Origin of the sequence: Flavobacterium sp. LS1R10 (assembly GCF_003968825.1) — a bacterium.
Lineage (GTDB): Bacteria > Bacteroidota > Bacteroidia > Flavobacteriales > Flavobacteriaceae > Flavobacterium.
This window is the reverse complement of sequence record NZ_RYDH01000001.1, coordinates 268,856-284,926: the sequence shown is the minus strand read 5'-3', so window position 1 is coordinate 284,926 and position 16,071 is coordinate 268,856. Positions and strand designations below refer to the sequence as shown.

Sequence of the window (16,071 nt, the reverse complement as noted above, 5' to 3'; positions counted from 1 at the left end):
GGGTTTTTAGGGGTTAAGGGTACTTATTTTTGTGTTTTGGAAAATATCAAAAAGCGATTTCCAGTCAATATTGCAATGCAAGGTTTGTAAACCACGGTAGGACACTACTTCACTAAGATTTTCAATTTTGAAATCGTCTTGATTTGCATAGGGAACTAACCCTTCTTTTTTTAGCTTTCTGGCTAAATATTCCTGTTCGTATTGGCCTGGAGTTGGAATAAAAAAAGCCTTTTTACGGAGTTGGGCTAGATCCATAATTGTGGTGTATCCGGAACGGCACAGCACCATTTCACTTTCGTTAAAAGCCTGCTCTAACTGGGAAGAATTCATGTAATTATAATAGGTAACAGGATTGATTTGAGTTACTATTTGTTCGGTTTCAATCTTTCCTTCAATAAATATGACATTCCCGCGGTATCGTGCGATTTCTTTTTTCAGGGAATCCTCCAGCAAGCCGCGCTGAGGTTCTGGTCCGGAAAGAATAATCATTAAATCATATTTTTTTGGGACTAATTTTTTTTGCAATCGACTCAAAGGACCAATGTATCTAATTTTGAGATTTGGATCGTCAACATGTCCCATTTTTCCGGTTAGATTAATTGATCCGGCAAGATCTGGAACCCAGCATTCTGTGTATTTTTTTATAATATGTTGGTGGATCTTACTGGTAATCCAAGTGGTATTGCCAGTCATTACATTCAATTGATGGGTAATAAATACCGAAGGAATTTTTTTGCTGAACACACCCAGTCGGTTGTCGGATATAATCCCGTCTATCCTATATTTTGAGATCCATTTTTTAATTATTTTTTTTTCTTCCCAAATTGCTTCAAGCATTTTTGGGCTATTTTTTAATAATTTCCATTTAAAGTGAGCTCCATTTTTTGCATATTCTATCTGGTAGGATGGCAGTTCCAGCGTTTGTACAGTAGGGAATTCCTTTTTTAGCAAAGCCAATGCAATTCCATCAGAAGCAATTATAGGAATGTAGTTGTTCTCTAATAAGGCCTTAATAATTGGAATACAACGTGTAGCATGGCCTAAGCCCCAGTTTAATGGCGCAATCAAAATAGTTTGTTGGTTGGCATTCAAATCCATGTGGCTTTGTAGTTTAGTGGTTTAAATTTGAAAGATAGACAATGAACGTGTATTTAATATTGCGAGGGCATTACCAAACTATTAAATTGTGGTATTAAAAATAGGCTCTCAATTGAATATTTCCAGTATGTATGGCCTGGGTTGTTTCACTTTTCCGACCCTGATAATTAAAATTAACATCTAAAAACTGGGTGATATTTTTTTGTAAAAGAAGCCTCCAAGTGATGTTTTGTCCGGTTTGTAGCCCTTCCAGCATTTGAAATCCAACCGAAGAGAATTCATTTCCTTCGAATTTATTTTGGTAAAAAGAGACTTCGCCGTTCATCGTAAATTTTTTTGTGCCTGCATACGAAAAGGCAGTTCCAAAACGGTTTTGCAGCAGCGTTTCTGAAACCCCAATTTGGTTTTTTTTATTCTGTAATTCATAAAAGAGGTCCCAGCTCGTGCTTTTAGAAAACAGATAACTGATTTTAGGAGCTAATTGATAACCGTTTATAGCATAATTTTTCTCCGGGAAATTTTCTGATTCAATGGTTGTTTGTATCGTTTTGGCAAAAAAACCAAGTAGCCAGCTTTTCTGGTACAAATGATTGTACTGCAATTGATGCGAATTGTTGGTAGCCTCTTGAGAGCCTATAGACAACAAGTTTTTAGTTTTATTTTGCAGATAGGAATACGTGGCGGAGTGGTTTTGTTTTCCTCTATTGTAAAACAAACTGTTCCTTAAACTCGAGTTTAATCCCAACACATTTTCAGTAGAACTGCTGAACGGATTTAATTCGAAATTATCACCCTCACTTCTAGTTTTTCGGTCGATGATGAAAGCGGTTTGATTGTAGAAATACGAAAGTATTTTCTTAAAACCTTTTTCGTTCTGCCAGTGATTGGGATTCAGGGTCACGGATTGCGAGAATTTGTTTTGATGTGTTTTTATGTAAACCCTGTTGGGAAGAAAGATGCGGATGAATTTTGCCTGGTCAATAAACGTGGCGACTTCAAACTCCTGTAATTCCTGAATTCCATTGCCGTTATAGTCGTTCCAGGTGTAAATTCCCTGGCCCGCAGGAACTTCCAGATACGTGAATTCCTGTTGGGGAATGGTCCCGGAATTCGTTTCATAAACCGTTGTGCTTTGTATCAATTGATTGAAAAAACGATCCGTATAAATTATTCTGGAATTTAACGTAGGTTCTCTTTTTCTTGTTGCATCCACAAAATCCAAGATTCTGTAATTAGCATATAGGGATAAATCGCTTTTATTAGTTTGAATCAATTTTGATTTCAAAAGGAAAGTCTGAGACGAATTGACCCTTTGGATCAGTCCATTTTGTAAACTGTCATTGGATCTTCTTAGGTATCCCAATTCTACAAAAACTTTGGTGCTGTCTCCGCGACCGGTAAAAAATCCGTACTCTGTAAATTTTTGACTCAAAGCCGAAAATTCATTTGAAATTTTATTTTTCTCCTGATTGTCCTCTAAGCGCAAGCGAGAGCCAATCCAGTTTTTGTCAAAATGAAAACGGATTTGGGATTGGTTTCTTAAAAATTCAGAGGATGAAATCGTTCCGTCACTTTTTAGGGAACTGCCTTGATTTTGAAAAGTCCAGTTTTTTATTTGAAACAAGCCATTTAAAACATGTCGATTTCCCGAAAAATTTCCCGAAAAATCCAGTTTTTCAAACTGATACATCAATAGTCCTTTGTTTGTTGAGTTGGGTTTAGGGTTTAAATCCAATTGCAGTCCGGAAATTAACAAACTTTGATTTCCTATAGCCGCAGTTCCTAAGTTCCAATCCCGGTCAAATTCGATGTTGTACAACCGTTCTACAGCCCTGAAATTTCGCTGAATAAATTGATAATTCGCAAAAGCATCTACGTGCCATTTTTTTGAAAAAAGCCGTTGCTTGGCATTGATTTTTGCAGCCAGGCCCTGATTGTTTGCATCGTCAACGGGCGAAAATAAATTGCTGTCGTTATTGCTGAGACCAATTTCAAAATCGAGTACCGTTTTTTCAGTGGGATTGTATTTCCCTAAAAAGGTGGCCACTTGGATTTTTGTAGGAGCAATCAATTGTATGATGGGTTCATAATTTCCTTGCGGAACGCCGTTAATGGGAGCTATATACTCATAAACCCGGGTGATCGTGGCTGAATTTGTCAAAATATAATTTCCATTATTCAGTCCTACTAAAGTAAATCGTACATTGAATAATTCCTGCTGTGCTTCATTTGAGTACTCAAAAATTTCCACAGCATTGAGGATTGTTTTTCGGTACAGCACCTTGTTTTCAGAATAGGAATCTGCAAATGCTGACGGGGCAACCATTAAATCTGGATTGTCTCCTGAATTAACTAGTATCTGGGCTTGTTCTTGGGATAAATTTTGTTGTAAAGGTTGGTTTTTCAGGTCGTTTTCCGAATATAAATAGCCTCCAAAACTCCAGTTTTTATTTTCGTGCGTGGCGCCTGCATAGGTTATAAATCGAGTGTAATTTCGATCTGAATATTGGTATTCTATGGCAATTCGCATTTCGGAAGTAATCGTGAAAAGCGGGGTAAACACGATTTCACCCGCATTATAATCAATCGTATAATCATTGTTTTCGCCTCGTTTTAATAAAACGCCATTTACATACACCCGCTCTGATCCTGAAATAACGAGTACATACAGCTCTCCATTTTGCCCTTTTAATTTATAGGGACCCTGATTGCCTTCTTGGCCCGCGATATCGCTTTTTGCATATTGTCCTCGGACCAGCGCTGCTGAGGCAAATACATTTGTTTTGTTTTCTTCGGTTCCAAAGGTGAAGGTGGTGGCGAGTCCCTGCACTTTTTTATTGAAATTCAGGAATTGGGATTTCTTGTTCTCTAGAAAAATATCACCCGCTCGAATGTTCCAATCGGCACTGAATAATTCCATGAATACATTATCGAACTGGTCTAATTTTTGGGAATAACCGCCATCCTGCAGCGGAATGTTACTGTCTTGAATGGAGGCTCTTAAGCTTACTTTTTCAGAGATTTTTCCTGTGATTTGTAAGTCTAAATTGGAGTTCAAAACGGCATTTTGATTGTTTCCTATGGTAATGCCACGGGTAATACTTCCGGATGTGTTCAAGCCGTCAAAAGGCACATTTTTATTTGGGTTTTTATTTTTGAGGGTATATAAATCACCTGATCCGGCTTCGTTGCTTACTACTTTGGCAGAATCATAAATGCGGTATTCTTTAGTAAGGATCTCCGGAAATTTCAAATAGTGTACGGTTATTGAATCGTTGTATTGGGCGCTGTTTTCTTTTAAAAACAAAGTCCCTTCACTGAAATTTACCGTATAAAAAGTGATTTCGATGGGTTTGCCATTGGCGTCAAGCAATTTGAAAAAACTGGAATTAATGCTTTCTTTTTCAAGATGAATGGTGTCACGGGAAAAAGGGATTTTTTTGGTTTTGTACAACGAATTTATTTCCTGTGCGTGGAGCCCAGAAATACAGCTTATTACAGTCCAAAAAAGTAATTTTTTCAACATAAATACTATAACTCGAAAGTGTCAAAAGTAGTATTTATAATTTGATAATTACAAAAGGTTTTGATTTTAGCGTTTGGGTTTTAAAGTATTAAAAGAATGGAGATCAGAATCAATTTCTGATCTCCATTTATATTTTGGGTTGCGCATCTTTTTTAGGGTTACACTTCCTTTGTGATCACTTGTATGGTTTCCCGACTGACCTGTTTCAATAACACAACTTTGTTTTTTTCAACGGTTTCGGCTGCTGTTTCGTTAAAATGTCGGATGGTGTATAAGGTGACATTTTCATTAAACTCTACCTTAAACTTTTTAGACAAGATAGCATTCAGGGCTTTGAAATTGTCAAATTTATCTTCTACACATACGGAGAAACTAATTGCTGAATTCTGAATCAAGTTCACTTTTATTTTGAATTGATGGAATAATGCAAAAATTTCGCTGATGTTTTCTTCCATGATAAAAGAGAAATCGATAGAGGAAAGCGAAATCAAAAGCTGGTTTCTTTTGACGATGAAACACGGTAAATAAGGTTCTAAGTCGACTCCTTTGGAAACGCTCGTTCCTTTTAGTAACGGATTTATAAAGGATTTTACATACAACGGAATTTCCTTTTTTTGCAAAGGTTGTAGTGTTTTTGGGTGAATAACCGTTGCCCCATAAAAAGCCAGTTCTATGGCTTCACGGTACGAAATCTGATTCAATAAACTCGCATTTTCAAAATATCTTGGATCGGCATTCATTACTCCGGGAACATCTTTCCAGATGGTCACGCTTTCGGCATTTAAGCAATACGCAAAAATTGCAGCCGTATAATCAGATCCTTCTCGGCCTAAAGTGGTGGTAAAGTTATTTTCGTCAGAACCTAAGAATCCTTGTGTAATGTTTAGTGTTTTACGTTTTACGTTTTTGGCAATGTTCTTCTGTGTCAATTCCCAATCTACTTCCGCATCCCTGTATGTAGCATCGGTTTTTATGAAATTCCGAACATCCAGCCATTGTGTTTTTATGCCCATGAAATTCATGAAATGACTTAGGATTGTGGTCGAAATTAATTCGCCATAACTGACAATTTGATCGTAGACAAAATTATAATTGGGTGATTTATTGTGGGTCAGGAAATACTCTAAATCTGAAAATTGAGTGTTAACAGCTTTGAAGACTTCGTTTTTTTCGTCCTCGAATAAATCTATCAAAATTTGATTGTGGTACTTTTTTACTTCTTGAACAGATGAATTTAATTCAGCGGATTTATCGAAATAATTTTTTATGACAACCTCGAGCGCATTTGTGGTTTTTCCCATTGCAGAAACGACCAACAATACGTCTTCATAACCCACTTTTTGTAAAACGTCATACACGTTTTTAATTCCTTCAGCATCTTTTACAGAAGCTCCTCCAAATTTGAATACTCTCATATTTTAAACAAAAATTGTTCTTTATTTTATTTCAATTTATTCTCTACAAAATTGGTGATTCCCAATTCGTCCATGTGAACAACATACCAATCACGGAGTACTTTGGCGCCTGATTTTTCATAAAATTCTATTGCTGGAGTATTCCAGTCCAATACATTCCATTCTACTCTTCGAACCTGATCTTTTTTACCCTGTTTTATAATTTCAGAATATAAAGCATATCCTAATCCGGTGCCACGCATTGTCTCTTTTACCACTAAATCTTCCAGGTGAATTGTTTTTCCTTTCCAAGTAGAAAATCGGTAGTAGTACAAGGCGATACCTACAATTTGTTTTGCCTGTTCGCTATTGCTCGGGTCCGCTTGAACCTCGGCAACAAAAACATGAAATAGTGGCACCGGGCCAAAACCATCTCGAATTAAATCGGCAACAGTTACAAGGACGGCATCGGGTTCTTTCTCGAATGTTGCTAATTCTTGGATGAGCCCTAAAACAGCTTCCATATCTTCAGGATTTCCTTTTCTGATCGTCATGTGCGGGATGTATTTGTGTTTTTTAGTTGAATAAGAAATTTGCTTTTTCGATTGGCTATTGGATCAATCTCCAATACGGCTCATTTCATAATTTTTTATTTTAATGCTTCAATATCGCAATAAAATTAGATTTTTACGTATTAATTTTATGTTTTAATCAGCAAATATACAATACGGTTAAACTAAGCAACTATTTTTCAAATCAATTTCACAAAAAAAACGATATTTGTGACTTCAAAACAACTACAACGATTTCTTAATGGAAGAACGCAACAAAACACTTGGAGAATTTATCATTGAAAACCAGAATGCTTTTCAATATTCGTCCGGCGAATTATCTCGAATTATCAACTCCATCCGATTGGCTGCCAAGGTAGTCAATTATAAAGTAAACAAAGCTGGACTGGTTGATATTGTGGGTGCTGCCGGAGAGCAAAACATACAGGGGGAAGATCAGCAAAAACTAGATGTATATGCCAATGAAGTTTTTATTCAAACATTAATTAATCGCGAGATCGTATGCGGAATCGCTTCTGAAGAAAATGATGATTTCATTACTGTGGAAGGAAGTGACCACAGCCACAATAATAAATATGTAGTGTTGATGGATCCCCTTGACGGCTCGTCTAATATTGATGTTAATGTTTCTGTAGGGACAATATTTTCGGTTTACAGGAGAATTACCCCAATAGGAACACCAGTTACGTTGGAAGATTTTTTACAGCCGGGGATCAATCAGGTTGCTGCAGGCTATGTGATTTATGGGACTTCGACTATGTTAGTTTATACAACTGGGCACGGTGTGAACGGATTTACGCTGAATCCTGCTATTGGTACTTTTTACTTGTCTCATCCTAAAATGAAATTCCCAACCGATGGCCATATTTATTCCATCAATGAAGGTAATTATGTCCATTTTCCGCAAGGAGTAAAGGATTATATCAAATATTGTCAGCTGGAAGAAGGAGACAGGCCTTATACTTCTCGATACATCGGAAGTTTAGTTTCTGACTTTCATCGCAATATGATTAAAGGAGGGATTTATTTATATCCAACAAGTTCAAAAGCATCCAAAGGGAAATTACGATTGTTGTATGAATGCAACCCATTAGCTTTTATCGCAGAACAGGCTGGAGGAAAAGCATCGGATGGATTTGATCGGGTGATGGAAATTGAACCAACGGAACTGCATCAGCGTGTTCCTTTTTTCTGTGGAAGCTACAATATGGTTGAAAAATCGGAAGAATTTATGCTTAAAGCAAAACTAAGCAAGTACTAAAAACAAAAAGCTTCCGTCTTGGCGGAAGCTTTTTTATAGGTATAATCTACGTATTGATATTTTGTATTTCAGTAATGAACGTATCCAAATCTACTTCTTTTTCTACAAGCAGAAGCGCATTTTCTACAATTTGATTTATATTTTCAGGGTCAAATCCTATTCCAATGCCAATTTTCCGTAACATCAGCTCTTGTTTGTCTCCTAAATGGTGGTCAACATGAACGATTCTGGCTAAATCATACAGTCGCTCTATCCTTTGTTCATATAAATAAGGAGGATTGATAGGGTATTTTAGCGGATCCTGTAAAATTTCTTCATATTCTGCAGGAGAAATTTCTAATCGAACGGCTAATTTATCTACAAATGCTTTTTCTTCTGGAGAAATCTTCTCGTCAGTTAGTGCTACGCGGACAATAGATGAAAAATGACCTCTATTTCTTTGTTTGAATTCGCTATCAAATAAATCTGAAAATGACATAATTGTGGTTTTTGTATCGTACAAAGATATATCTATTTTAAAGTATTAATTTTTATTTTTTTTTATATTTTTTCTTTCGACATACCTGCTTTTGATTTGTATTTATTTGAATGTTCAAATGAATCATTTTCAAAATTAATCGTAAGTTTACAACCCTTTATCAACTTAATACTTTACTGATGTCAGAATTTTGGATTTACTTTCAAATAGGATTAAAACACGTTTTGGATATTCACGCTTATGATCATGTTTTATTTTTAATCGCCCTAGCGGTTCCTTTTTCTTTCAAGGACTGGAAGCGAATTGTACTTTTGGTTTCCCTTTTTACCATTGGTCATACCATGGCTTTACTGCTTTCTGTTTTTGGTATAATTGCCATAAAAGTAAATATTGTTGAGTTGTTAATCCCAATTACAATTGTGATAACCGCATTGTTTAATCTTTTTACGGCAGGAAAATCGAGCAAGAAAGAAAGCCTCAATCTGATGTTTTTTATCACGCTTTTCTTTGGGATAATTCATGGGTTGGGTTTTTCAAATTATTTCAAATCGATTCTTGGAGGAAATGCTATGTCTAAAGTCTTGCCACTGTCAGAATTTGCACTAGGTATAGAAGCCGCCCAGATTGTAGTGGTTTTTTTGGTTTTGATTTTAGCCTACATTGTTCAGACTGTTTTTAGATTTTCAAAACGCGACTGGACATTAGTAATGTCAGCATTTATAATAGGAGTAGTGATACCAATGATTGTGGAAAGTGAAATCTGGATAAGATAAAATGAACGAAAAAAAATTAAATAAATACGACAAAGCATACCTTAGAATTGCCAAAGAATGGAGCTTGCTGTCCTATTGTAAACGAAAACAAGTTGGTGCAATTATTGTGCGTGACAGAATGATAATCTCAGATGGGTATAACGGAACGCCCTCCGGTTTTGAAAACTGTTGTGAAGATGAGCAAGGATTAACCCGCTGGGATGTTTTACATGCTGAGGCAAATGCGATCCTCAAGGTAGCGCGATCCACACAGTCCTGTGAAGGAGCCACCTTGTATATCACACTTTCACCTTGTAAGGAGTGCAGTAAATTGATTCACCAGTCGGGAATAAAAAGAGTGGTCTATCACAATGGCTATCGCGATGATTCCGGCATTCAGTTTTTGATAAAAGCCGGAGTAGAGGTTGAGCATATTCCAGTTTTGGAGGAATAAAAGAACGTGCAAAAAAAATTAAAACGATGATGCACGTCAGGTTATATTATTTTTTTAATGATAACTTTATATGAAATTTAATACAAAATATTTACCACTACTCCTTTTCTCAACACTTGCTTTTGGCGTTGTGTTGGGCGGGATGTTGCATTTTCCCGGTAGAGCTGATTTCACAGCTAAAAATAATTCTAAAACTAAGCTGAATACACTCATTGATTTTATTGATACTGAATACGTTGATGCGGTTGATACGGATTCTATTGTAAATCTTACCGTTGATAATATTCTTGCGCAACTTGATCCGCATTCCGTATATATTCCCGCTAGCGAGCAGCAACAGGTAATGGAAAGCATGAAGGGTAATTTTGTGGGAATAGGAGTGAATTTTTATATGTATAAAGATTCTGTAGCGGTCATAAAACCTGTAGAAAACGGCCCTTCGGCAAAAGCAGGAATAAAATCAGGTGATCGGATTCTATATGCTGATAAAACCAAATTGTTCGGACGTAAGTTGCCCACAGACAGTTTGTTTTCTAAATTAAAAGGGGCCGTAGGTTCTAATATAGAGCTTACAATATATAGAAAATCAGAACGTAAAAAACTCAAGCTAAAACTAAAACGCGATGTTATTCCCTTAAAAAGTGTTGATGCCGCTTTGCTCTTGAGTAATGCGACAGGATACATAAAAATAAATCGTTTTGCCGAAACTACTTACAAGGAGTTTATGCAAAATTTGTCTGCACTTAAGCAACGAGGTGCGAAGTCACTTATTATTGATGTTCGAGATAACGGTGGCGGTTATATGGAAGAAGCAATTGCTATCGCGGATGAATTGTTGCCAAACAAACAACTGATTGTTTTTACCAAAAACAAAAAAGGTACTATAGACAAGACATTTGCAACCCAAAAAGGTAGTTTTGAAAAAGGAAATGTTTTTATTCTAATTAATGAAAACAGCGCTTCAGCAAGTGAAATTCTTGCAGGAGCCGTTCAGGATAATGACCGGGGAACTATTGTAGGCCGCCGTTCTTTTGGAAAGGGATTGGTGCAACGAGAAATAGATTTTGCTGACGGTTCAGCAGTTCGCTTGACCACTGCCAGATATTATACGCCCACAGGCCGGTCTATTCAAAAACCTTATTCAAAAGGGAATGAAGCGTATTTTAAAGAATCAGAAATGCGTTTTGAAAATGGGGAACTGTATCAAAAAGACAGTATTAAAGTTTCAGACACCTTGCAATTCAAAACTAAGAAAGGTAAAATTGTATATGGCGGTGGCGGTATTGTTCCTGATGTTTTTGTCCCGCTTGAGGTGGAACATGGAAATGAAAGTACCGCTTATTTATTGCAATCGGGAATTGTAGGGAATTTTGTTTTCGAACAATTGGATAAAAACCGGAGCGCCTTTAAAGGACTTACTTTTGCTCAGTTCCAATCTAAAATGAATCAAACAGAGGAATATTTCAATTCATTTCAGAAATTTATTTTTGGCAACGGATTGGATTTGAAATTTGGAAAAAGCAAATCATTGGTAAAACGATACCTGGCTGCTGAATTTGCTCGGCAATTGTATGGGGAACGGTCTTATTATGAGATTGTATTGAAAGAGGATGCCATGATTAAGGCAATTTTGAAAAAATAATAATCACTATATTTCACAGTATGGAAAGTAAGTTTTCTGGAATGACAGTTAATGAGCGTTTGTATGTTGGAGGTCTTATAAATGACTTTGATAATGCTCTGGAACAAAAAAATGTGGAAGGAATTAAAGCTGTTTTAAAGAAAGTGGCACTAAATGAAGATTCTATTTTTGAGATGCTTATTAGCTTAGGACTTGATGCTTAATTAGAAAATTTCACTCTTGATTTTGTTTGCCCTTAAAAGGAAAACTAATTTTGATTGTCCCAATCTTTTCTATATCGAATGAGTTCGTTATCTATCATTTTCTTTGACGTACTTAATAAATAGGCTGCATCTTCAGAATAAATAGCCGGAAAATAAGTTATTTTAATTTCAGTGGTCCGTTTTCCAAAGCATTTTAAAAAATGCGGAATGAAAGTGTCGTCACCAATAAAAGCGTCTGTTTTTTCTTTATAATCTATTGCAATAGGAATCACGGCAGCTTTAATCTTAGTAGCCATTACAAAAGAGCCGTAATTGAAATCAAGAGTCGTTGGCAAAACCGCTGTTGTCCCCTCTGGAAAATTAATGATCGAATATCCTTTGGCAAGAACTTCTCGGATATTTTCGGCGGTTTCTTGTCGGCTTTTTGGACACTTTCTATCTACAAATAAAACGCCGGATATTTTGCAGATGTAGCCAATCATAGGCCATGAGGCAACTTCTTTTTTCCCTACAGGAAAAGCATGTATTTGGTTTACGATAACAATTGGGTCAAAATAGGAACGGTGATTGGCTACGATTAGTCCTTGAACTTTCGGCTTGTCGCCATAGATAATAGTGCGTATGCCCAAAAGGGTATTTGAGGTGCGAATTATAAAGTCCCGCAGGATAAGAGCTTTTTGGGCGTTAATTTCGTTGCTTCGAAAAAAAGAAAAAAGAAAAAACACAATCGAAAAAAAAGAAACAAATCCGATAAAAATCAGAAGTCTTGCCAGTCCCAAAAAAAATGATCCCATAAAACAGTGAATTGAAGGTGTAAACCTAACACTATTTTTTGAGAGATTTTCCAGAATGAAATTCTATTTATCTAATGCTATCATGAGCATGAGTCTGAATTCCGCCATTCCATAAAGTTAGAATATCTGTTGCTACTGCAGCTCCACTGCCTGCAGCAATGGCCAGTTGGCTTCTCCATCCGGCTAAAGTGCCTATCACGTAAATGCCTTCCTTGACTTTGTGATCGCTGTTTTTGAGTTGGATTCGTTGTTTTTCGGGAAGGGATTTTTGATGTGGTTCTACAGATGGCATTAAACCTTCAATAGCAAAAGTATTTGCAGATCCGACACCTACAACAATTATGCGGGTCTTGTAGGTTTTTTTATTTGTAGTTACAGCAAACTCAGGAGCGGTGCCCTCAATTTTTAGTACTTTTTCGTTGGGAATTTGTGTAATGTGCGGATATTTTTCTAAAAGATGTCCTGTACTTTCTTTCAATAAATCAGCGCCTAATGTGCCTGCAGGGATTCCGTAGACATTATTGAATAGCGCTTCCTTAAGGGCAGAGGTTTTTTGATGGGTAAACACCCCGATTTTTTTATTAGACACAAAGGGTTTGTTGTTTGCAGAACCCAAAACTAGAGCGCATGACATGCCAGATACGCCACCGCCAAGGATAAGTACATCAAAGACCAAGGCTATTTTTCGTTTGTTTTTTCTTCTATTTTCTTTGACATTCTGAATATTAGAAGAATCAATACAGCACAAAAAGAGGCTGCCATTCCGATAAATGCAACTACGCTATCTCCTTGAAATGGATTTTTGAAATCCAGTAAAGTAACATTAAATAGGATTAGCGCTATTGCTAAAAATACCAAGATGTTAGTGAAAATTTTCATAAGATGTTTTTGTTTTTGGTAAAAAATGCAGATGTTTGGAGGGGTTATTTATTTAGAATAAAATGCTCCAAAAAAATCAGATTTTTTATTTTACAATAATTTAAGGGTAAATTTAGGAAATTATATTTTAGACAAACAAACCTTTAACATTCGCAGCGAATAATTTAACAGCAATCGCCAGAAGTACTACGCCAAAAGTCTTTCTGATTACACCAAGTCCGTTTTCGCCTAATAATTTTTCTATTTTTGAGGATGATTTTAAAACGATATAGACCAAAATGATATTTAATAAAATGGCAATTACAATATTTATGGTATAAAATTGGGAGCGTAAAGAGAGTAAAGTGGTCATTGTTCCGGCTCCAGCAATCAAAGGGAAGGCAAGGGGAACAATTGAGGCAGAACTGGCTTCTTCGTCCCGGTAAATCCGAATTCCTAAAATCATCTCTAATGCCAAGAAAAACAACACAAAGGATCCGGCTACAGCAAAAGAATTGACATCGATTCCAATTAGTTTTAAGAGTTCTTCTCCGGCAAAAAGAAAAACAATCATGATGACGGCGGCTACAATGGATGCTTTTTCGGATTCAATATGTCCGTGTTTTGCTCTTAAATCAATGATAATCGGGATGGATCCCACGATGTCAATTACGGCAAAAAGTACCATTCCTACGGTGATTATTTCGCGAATATCGAATTCCATAACAGACTTTTTTTATTTATGGTAAAAGTAGATAATTTCCCTGATTATTGGAGGAGTAGATTTTTTAATTTTAATGCCTTTTTTTTGAGAAGATTTTTTTTCCCAGGAGGGAATAGTTGACCTGTATTTCATAGTCCTAAAAAAGTAACAGTTTGATTTTATCGTTTTTAGGGCACAACTAAGGCAATTAATACTCAATATTTTTTAAAACCATTTCAAATGGTTCTGTGTTTTTGGTTGGTGAAAGAGGATGAACTGTAAAGAAATAAAAAATGCAATTGTTTGTATAAGTTTGAAAACAAAAGTAAACGAAGTTAAAAAATCAGGAGTATAAAATTAGGTAAATTCGTTTTAATTTTATTCGGTTTTGTTTACGAATTTATGAGTTGCTGAGGTGCTTTTTCAAATTTCTTGAATATCTTTGCAGAATGTTTCAACTAGGAAAAACCATAGTCTCAGAAGACTTACTCGAAAAAGATTTTGTTTGTAATTTGACTGCTTGTAAAGGCGCTTGTTGCGTAGATGGTGACGCTGGTGCACCATTGAGTTTTGAGGAGACTCAAATCCTCGAATCTATTTATCCAAAGATCAAGCCTTTTTTACGCAAACAAGGAATTGCTGCAATTGAAGCGCAAGGAACTTGGGTAAAAGGTACCGATGGCGATCTTGAAACGCCACTGATTGACGACAAAGATTGTGCCTACGCAATATTTGACGGTAAGACCGCTCTGTGTGGTATTGAACAAGCCTATAATCAAGGAGCAATTAGTTGGAAAAAACCAGTTTCTTGTCATTTGTATCCAGTTCGGGTGAAAGATTTTACGGAGTTTGCCGCTGTTAATTATGACAAATGGGATATTTGTGATCCCGCCTGCTCTTTAGGTCAGGAACTTGAAGTTCCGGTATATAAATTTGTCAAAGAAGCCCTGATTCGTAAATTTGGCGAAGACTGGTATGCTGAACTTGAAAAGGTGGCGCAAGACATGAAAAAATAAGTAAATAAGAATTCTGTTTTTCTTGTTTAATTATTTAAAAAAACTATATTTTACGGTGCTTCATTCCTTTAATTATTATTTAAAATACTGAATTTAAGTGTTTTAAAATTTGTATGAAAAATATCTTAATTTTTCTATTTGTTAAAAACTATAGGGGATTGTGAATAAGTTTGGCTTTTATTAACCGCAATATTTTACAATCTTTGTATCTCTCAAAAAGCTTAAAAATTTGTTAAAACCTCAAAAAAACAAACAATTATAATGACTCAAGTTGAACCAATTTTACAAGAAAATAAAAATCGTTTCGTAATTTTTCCTATCAAACACCATGACATTTGGGAATTTTATAAAAGTATGGAAGCCAGTTTCTGGACGGCTGAAGAAATCGATTTGTCACAGGATTTAAATGACTGGAACAACAAACTCTCGGATGATGAGCGTTATTTTGTGAAGCACATTTTGGCGTTTTTTGCTGCTTCAGATGGCATTGTAAATGAAAATCTGGCAGAAAATTTTGTAAACGAAGTGCAATATGCGGAAGCGAAATTCTTTTACGGTTTTCAAATTATGATGGAAAACATTCACAGCGAAACCTATTCGTTATTGATTGATACCTATGTAAAAGATGAAGTGGAGAAAGATGAATTATTCAATGCTTTAGAGGTTTTTCCGGCGATTAAGAAAAAAGCGGACTGGGCTTTGCAATGGATTGAATCGGATTCATTTGCAGAACGTTTGATTGCTTTTGCAGCAGTGGAAGGAATTTTCTTTTCGGGAGCATTTTGCTCGATTTATTGGTTAAAAAAACGGGGTTTAATGCCAGGATTGACGTTTTCTAACGAATTGATTTCTCGTGATGAAGGAGTGCACTGTGATTTTGCCGTGCATTTACACAACCATCACTTGGTGAATAAAGTGCCAAAAGAAAGAATCAGAAGCATTATTGTAGATGCTTTAAATATTGAAAGAGAATTTATCACCGAGTCACTTCCGGTAAGTTTGATAGGAATGAATGCAGTGTTAATGACACAGTATTTAGAATTTGTTGCCGACAGATTGTTAGTCGAATTAGGTTGCGACAGAGAATATAACACTACAAACCCATTTGATTTTATGGATATGATTTCGCTTCAAGGAAAAACAAATTTCTTTGAAAAGAAAGTGGCTGAATATCAAAAAGCAGGTGTAATGAACACAGATGGTGATGCTCAAAAAATATCTTTTGACGCTGATTTTTAAATTTTGAATTCTTATAGATCCATTAAATATTTTTTGTGCTACTCTTGCAATAGCCCAGATAGTAATGGAAATCCTTTTTAT

The 16,071-nt window shown here is 35.9% G+C and carries 16 protein-coding genes; 7 read left to right on the top strand and 9 right to left on the bottom strand.

Annotated features, from left to right (window positions below):
• Positions 1 to 6: 6 nt before the first annotated feature.
• From EKL96_RS01265 to EKL96_RS01250, 4 genes are all read right to left on the bottom strand, one after another.
• Positions 7 to 1,098 (bottom strand): glycosyltransferase, encoded by a 1,092-nt coding sequence (locus tag EKL96_RS01265; protein WP_126457591.1) that lies wholly within the window; start codon positions 1,096 to 1,098, stop codon positions 7 to 9.
• A 94-nt stretch (positions 1,099 to 1,192) separates the two neighbouring features.
• Complete coding sequence (locus EKL96_RS01260) at positions 1,193 to 4,624, bottom strand: hypothetical protein (protein WP_126457590.1); 3,432 nt, start codon at positions 4,622 to 4,624, stop codon at positions 1,193 to 1,195.
• A 158-nt stretch (positions 4,625 to 4,782) separates the two neighbouring features.
• On the bottom strand, positions 4,783 to 6,039 hold the full coding sequence (locus EKL96_RS01255) for an aspartate kinase (RefSeq protein ID WP_126457589.1): 1,257 nt from the start codon (positions 6,037 to 6,039) through the stop codon (positions 4,783 to 4,785).
• A 26-nt stretch (positions 6,040 to 6,065) separates the two neighbouring features.
• Positions 6,066 to 6,572, bottom strand: coding sequence for a GNAT family N-acetyltransferase (locus EKL96_RS01250; RefSeq protein WP_126457588.1), 507 nt, complete (start codon positions 6,570 to 6,572; stop codon positions 6,066 to 6,068).
• Positions 6,573 to 6,831: 259 nt separating this feature from the next.
• On the opposite strand from EKL96_RS01250, the gene fbp reads away from it, so the two are divergent.
• Entirely contained in the window at positions 6,832 to 7,851 is a 1,020-nt protein-coding gene (fbp, locus tag EKL96_RS01245) for a class 1 fructose-bisphosphatase (RefSeq protein WP_126457587.1), read from the top strand.
• A gap of 46 nt (positions 7,852 to 7,897) precedes the next feature.
• On the opposite strand, the gene EKL96_RS01240 is transcribed toward fbp, so the two are convergent.
• Positions 7,898 to 8,329 carry a TerB family tellurite resistance protein gene (locus EKL96_RS01240; RefSeq protein ID WP_126457586.1) on the bottom strand — a complete coding sequence of 144 codons (432 nt, stop codon included), beginning with the start codon at positions 8,327 to 8,329 and terminating at the stop codon, positions 7,898 to 7,900.
• A 179-nt stretch (positions 8,330 to 8,508) separates the two neighbouring features.
• On the opposite strand from EKL96_RS01240, the gene EKL96_RS01235 reads away from it, so the two are divergent.
• From EKL96_RS01235 to EKL96_RS01220, 4 genes are all read left to right on the top strand, one after another.
• Positions 8,509 to 9,102, top strand: coding sequence for a HupE/UreJ family protein (locus EKL96_RS01235; protein WP_126457585.1), 594 nt, complete (start codon positions 8,509 to 8,511; stop codon positions 9,100 to 9,102).
• Position 9,103: 1 nt separating this feature from the next.
• Positions 9,104 to 9,535: a deoxycytidylate deaminase gene (locus EKL96_RS01230; protein WP_126457584.1), complete on the top strand. Its 432-nt coding sequence runs from the start codon at positions 9,104 to 9,106 to the stop codon at positions 9,533 to 9,535.
• 70 nt (positions 9,536 to 9,605) lie between these two features.
• Entirely contained in the window at positions 9,606 to 11,177 is a 1,572-nt protein-coding gene (locus tag EKL96_RS01225; protein ID WP_126457583.1) for a S41 family peptidase, read from the top strand.
• A gap of 20 nt (positions 11,178 to 11,197) precedes the next feature.
• Entirely contained in the window at positions 11,198 to 11,380 is a 183-nt protein-coding gene (locus EKL96_RS01220; RefSeq protein ID WP_126457582.1) for a hypothetical protein, read from the top strand.
• Between the two features lie 44 nt (positions 11,381 to 11,424).
• Here the strand turns inward: EKL96_RS01220 and EKL96_RS01215 are convergent, their stop codons facing one another.
• From EKL96_RS01215 to EKL96_RS01200, 4 genes are all read right to left on the bottom strand, one after another.
• The gene (locus EKL96_RS01215; protein WP_158615210.1) at positions 11,425 to 12,009 is read right to left on the bottom strand and encodes a lysophospholipid acyltransferase family protein; all 585 of its coding nucleotides are present in this window, start codon (positions 12,007 to 12,009) and stop codon (positions 11,425 to 11,427) included.
• Between the two features lie 232 nt (positions 12,010 to 12,241).
• The gene (locus EKL96_RS01210) at positions 12,242 to 12,808 is read right to left on the bottom strand and encodes an NAD(P)/FAD-dependent oxidoreductase (protein ID WP_126459026.1); all 567 of its coding nucleotides are present in this window, start codon (positions 12,806 to 12,808) and stop codon (positions 12,242 to 12,244) included.
• Between the two features lie 44 nt (positions 12,809 to 12,852).
• Positions 12,853 to 13,053, bottom strand: a complete 201-nt coding sequence (locus EKL96_RS01205) for a hypothetical protein (RefSeq protein ID WP_126456406.1) — start codon at positions 13,051 to 13,053, stop codon at positions 12,853 to 12,855.
• 127 nt (positions 13,054 to 13,180) lie between these two features.
• The gene (locus EKL96_RS01200; RefSeq protein WP_126457580.1) at positions 13,181 to 13,756 is read right to left on the bottom strand and encodes a MarC family protein; all 576 of its coding nucleotides are present in this window, start codon (positions 13,754 to 13,756) and stop codon (positions 13,181 to 13,183) included.
• Positions 13,757 to 14,184: 428 nt separating this feature from the next.
• Here EKL96_RS01200 and EKL96_RS01195 point away from each other — a divergent pair, with 428 nt between their 5' ends.
• Both EKL96_RS01195 and EKL96_RS01190 read left to right on the top strand, forming a co-directional pair.
• The gene (locus tag EKL96_RS01195) at positions 14,185 to 14,751 is read left to right on the top strand and encodes a DUF3109 family protein (protein WP_126456402.1); all 567 of its coding nucleotides are present in this window, start codon (positions 14,185 to 14,187) and stop codon (positions 14,749 to 14,751) included.
• 261 nt (positions 14,752 to 15,012) lie between these two features.
• Positions 15,013 to 15,990, top strand: a complete 978-nt coding sequence (locus tag EKL96_RS01190) for a ribonucleotide-diphosphate reductase subunit beta (protein ID WP_126457579.1) — start codon at positions 15,013 to 15,015, stop codon at positions 15,988 to 15,990.
• Positions 15,991 to 16,071: the final 81 nt, after the last annotated feature.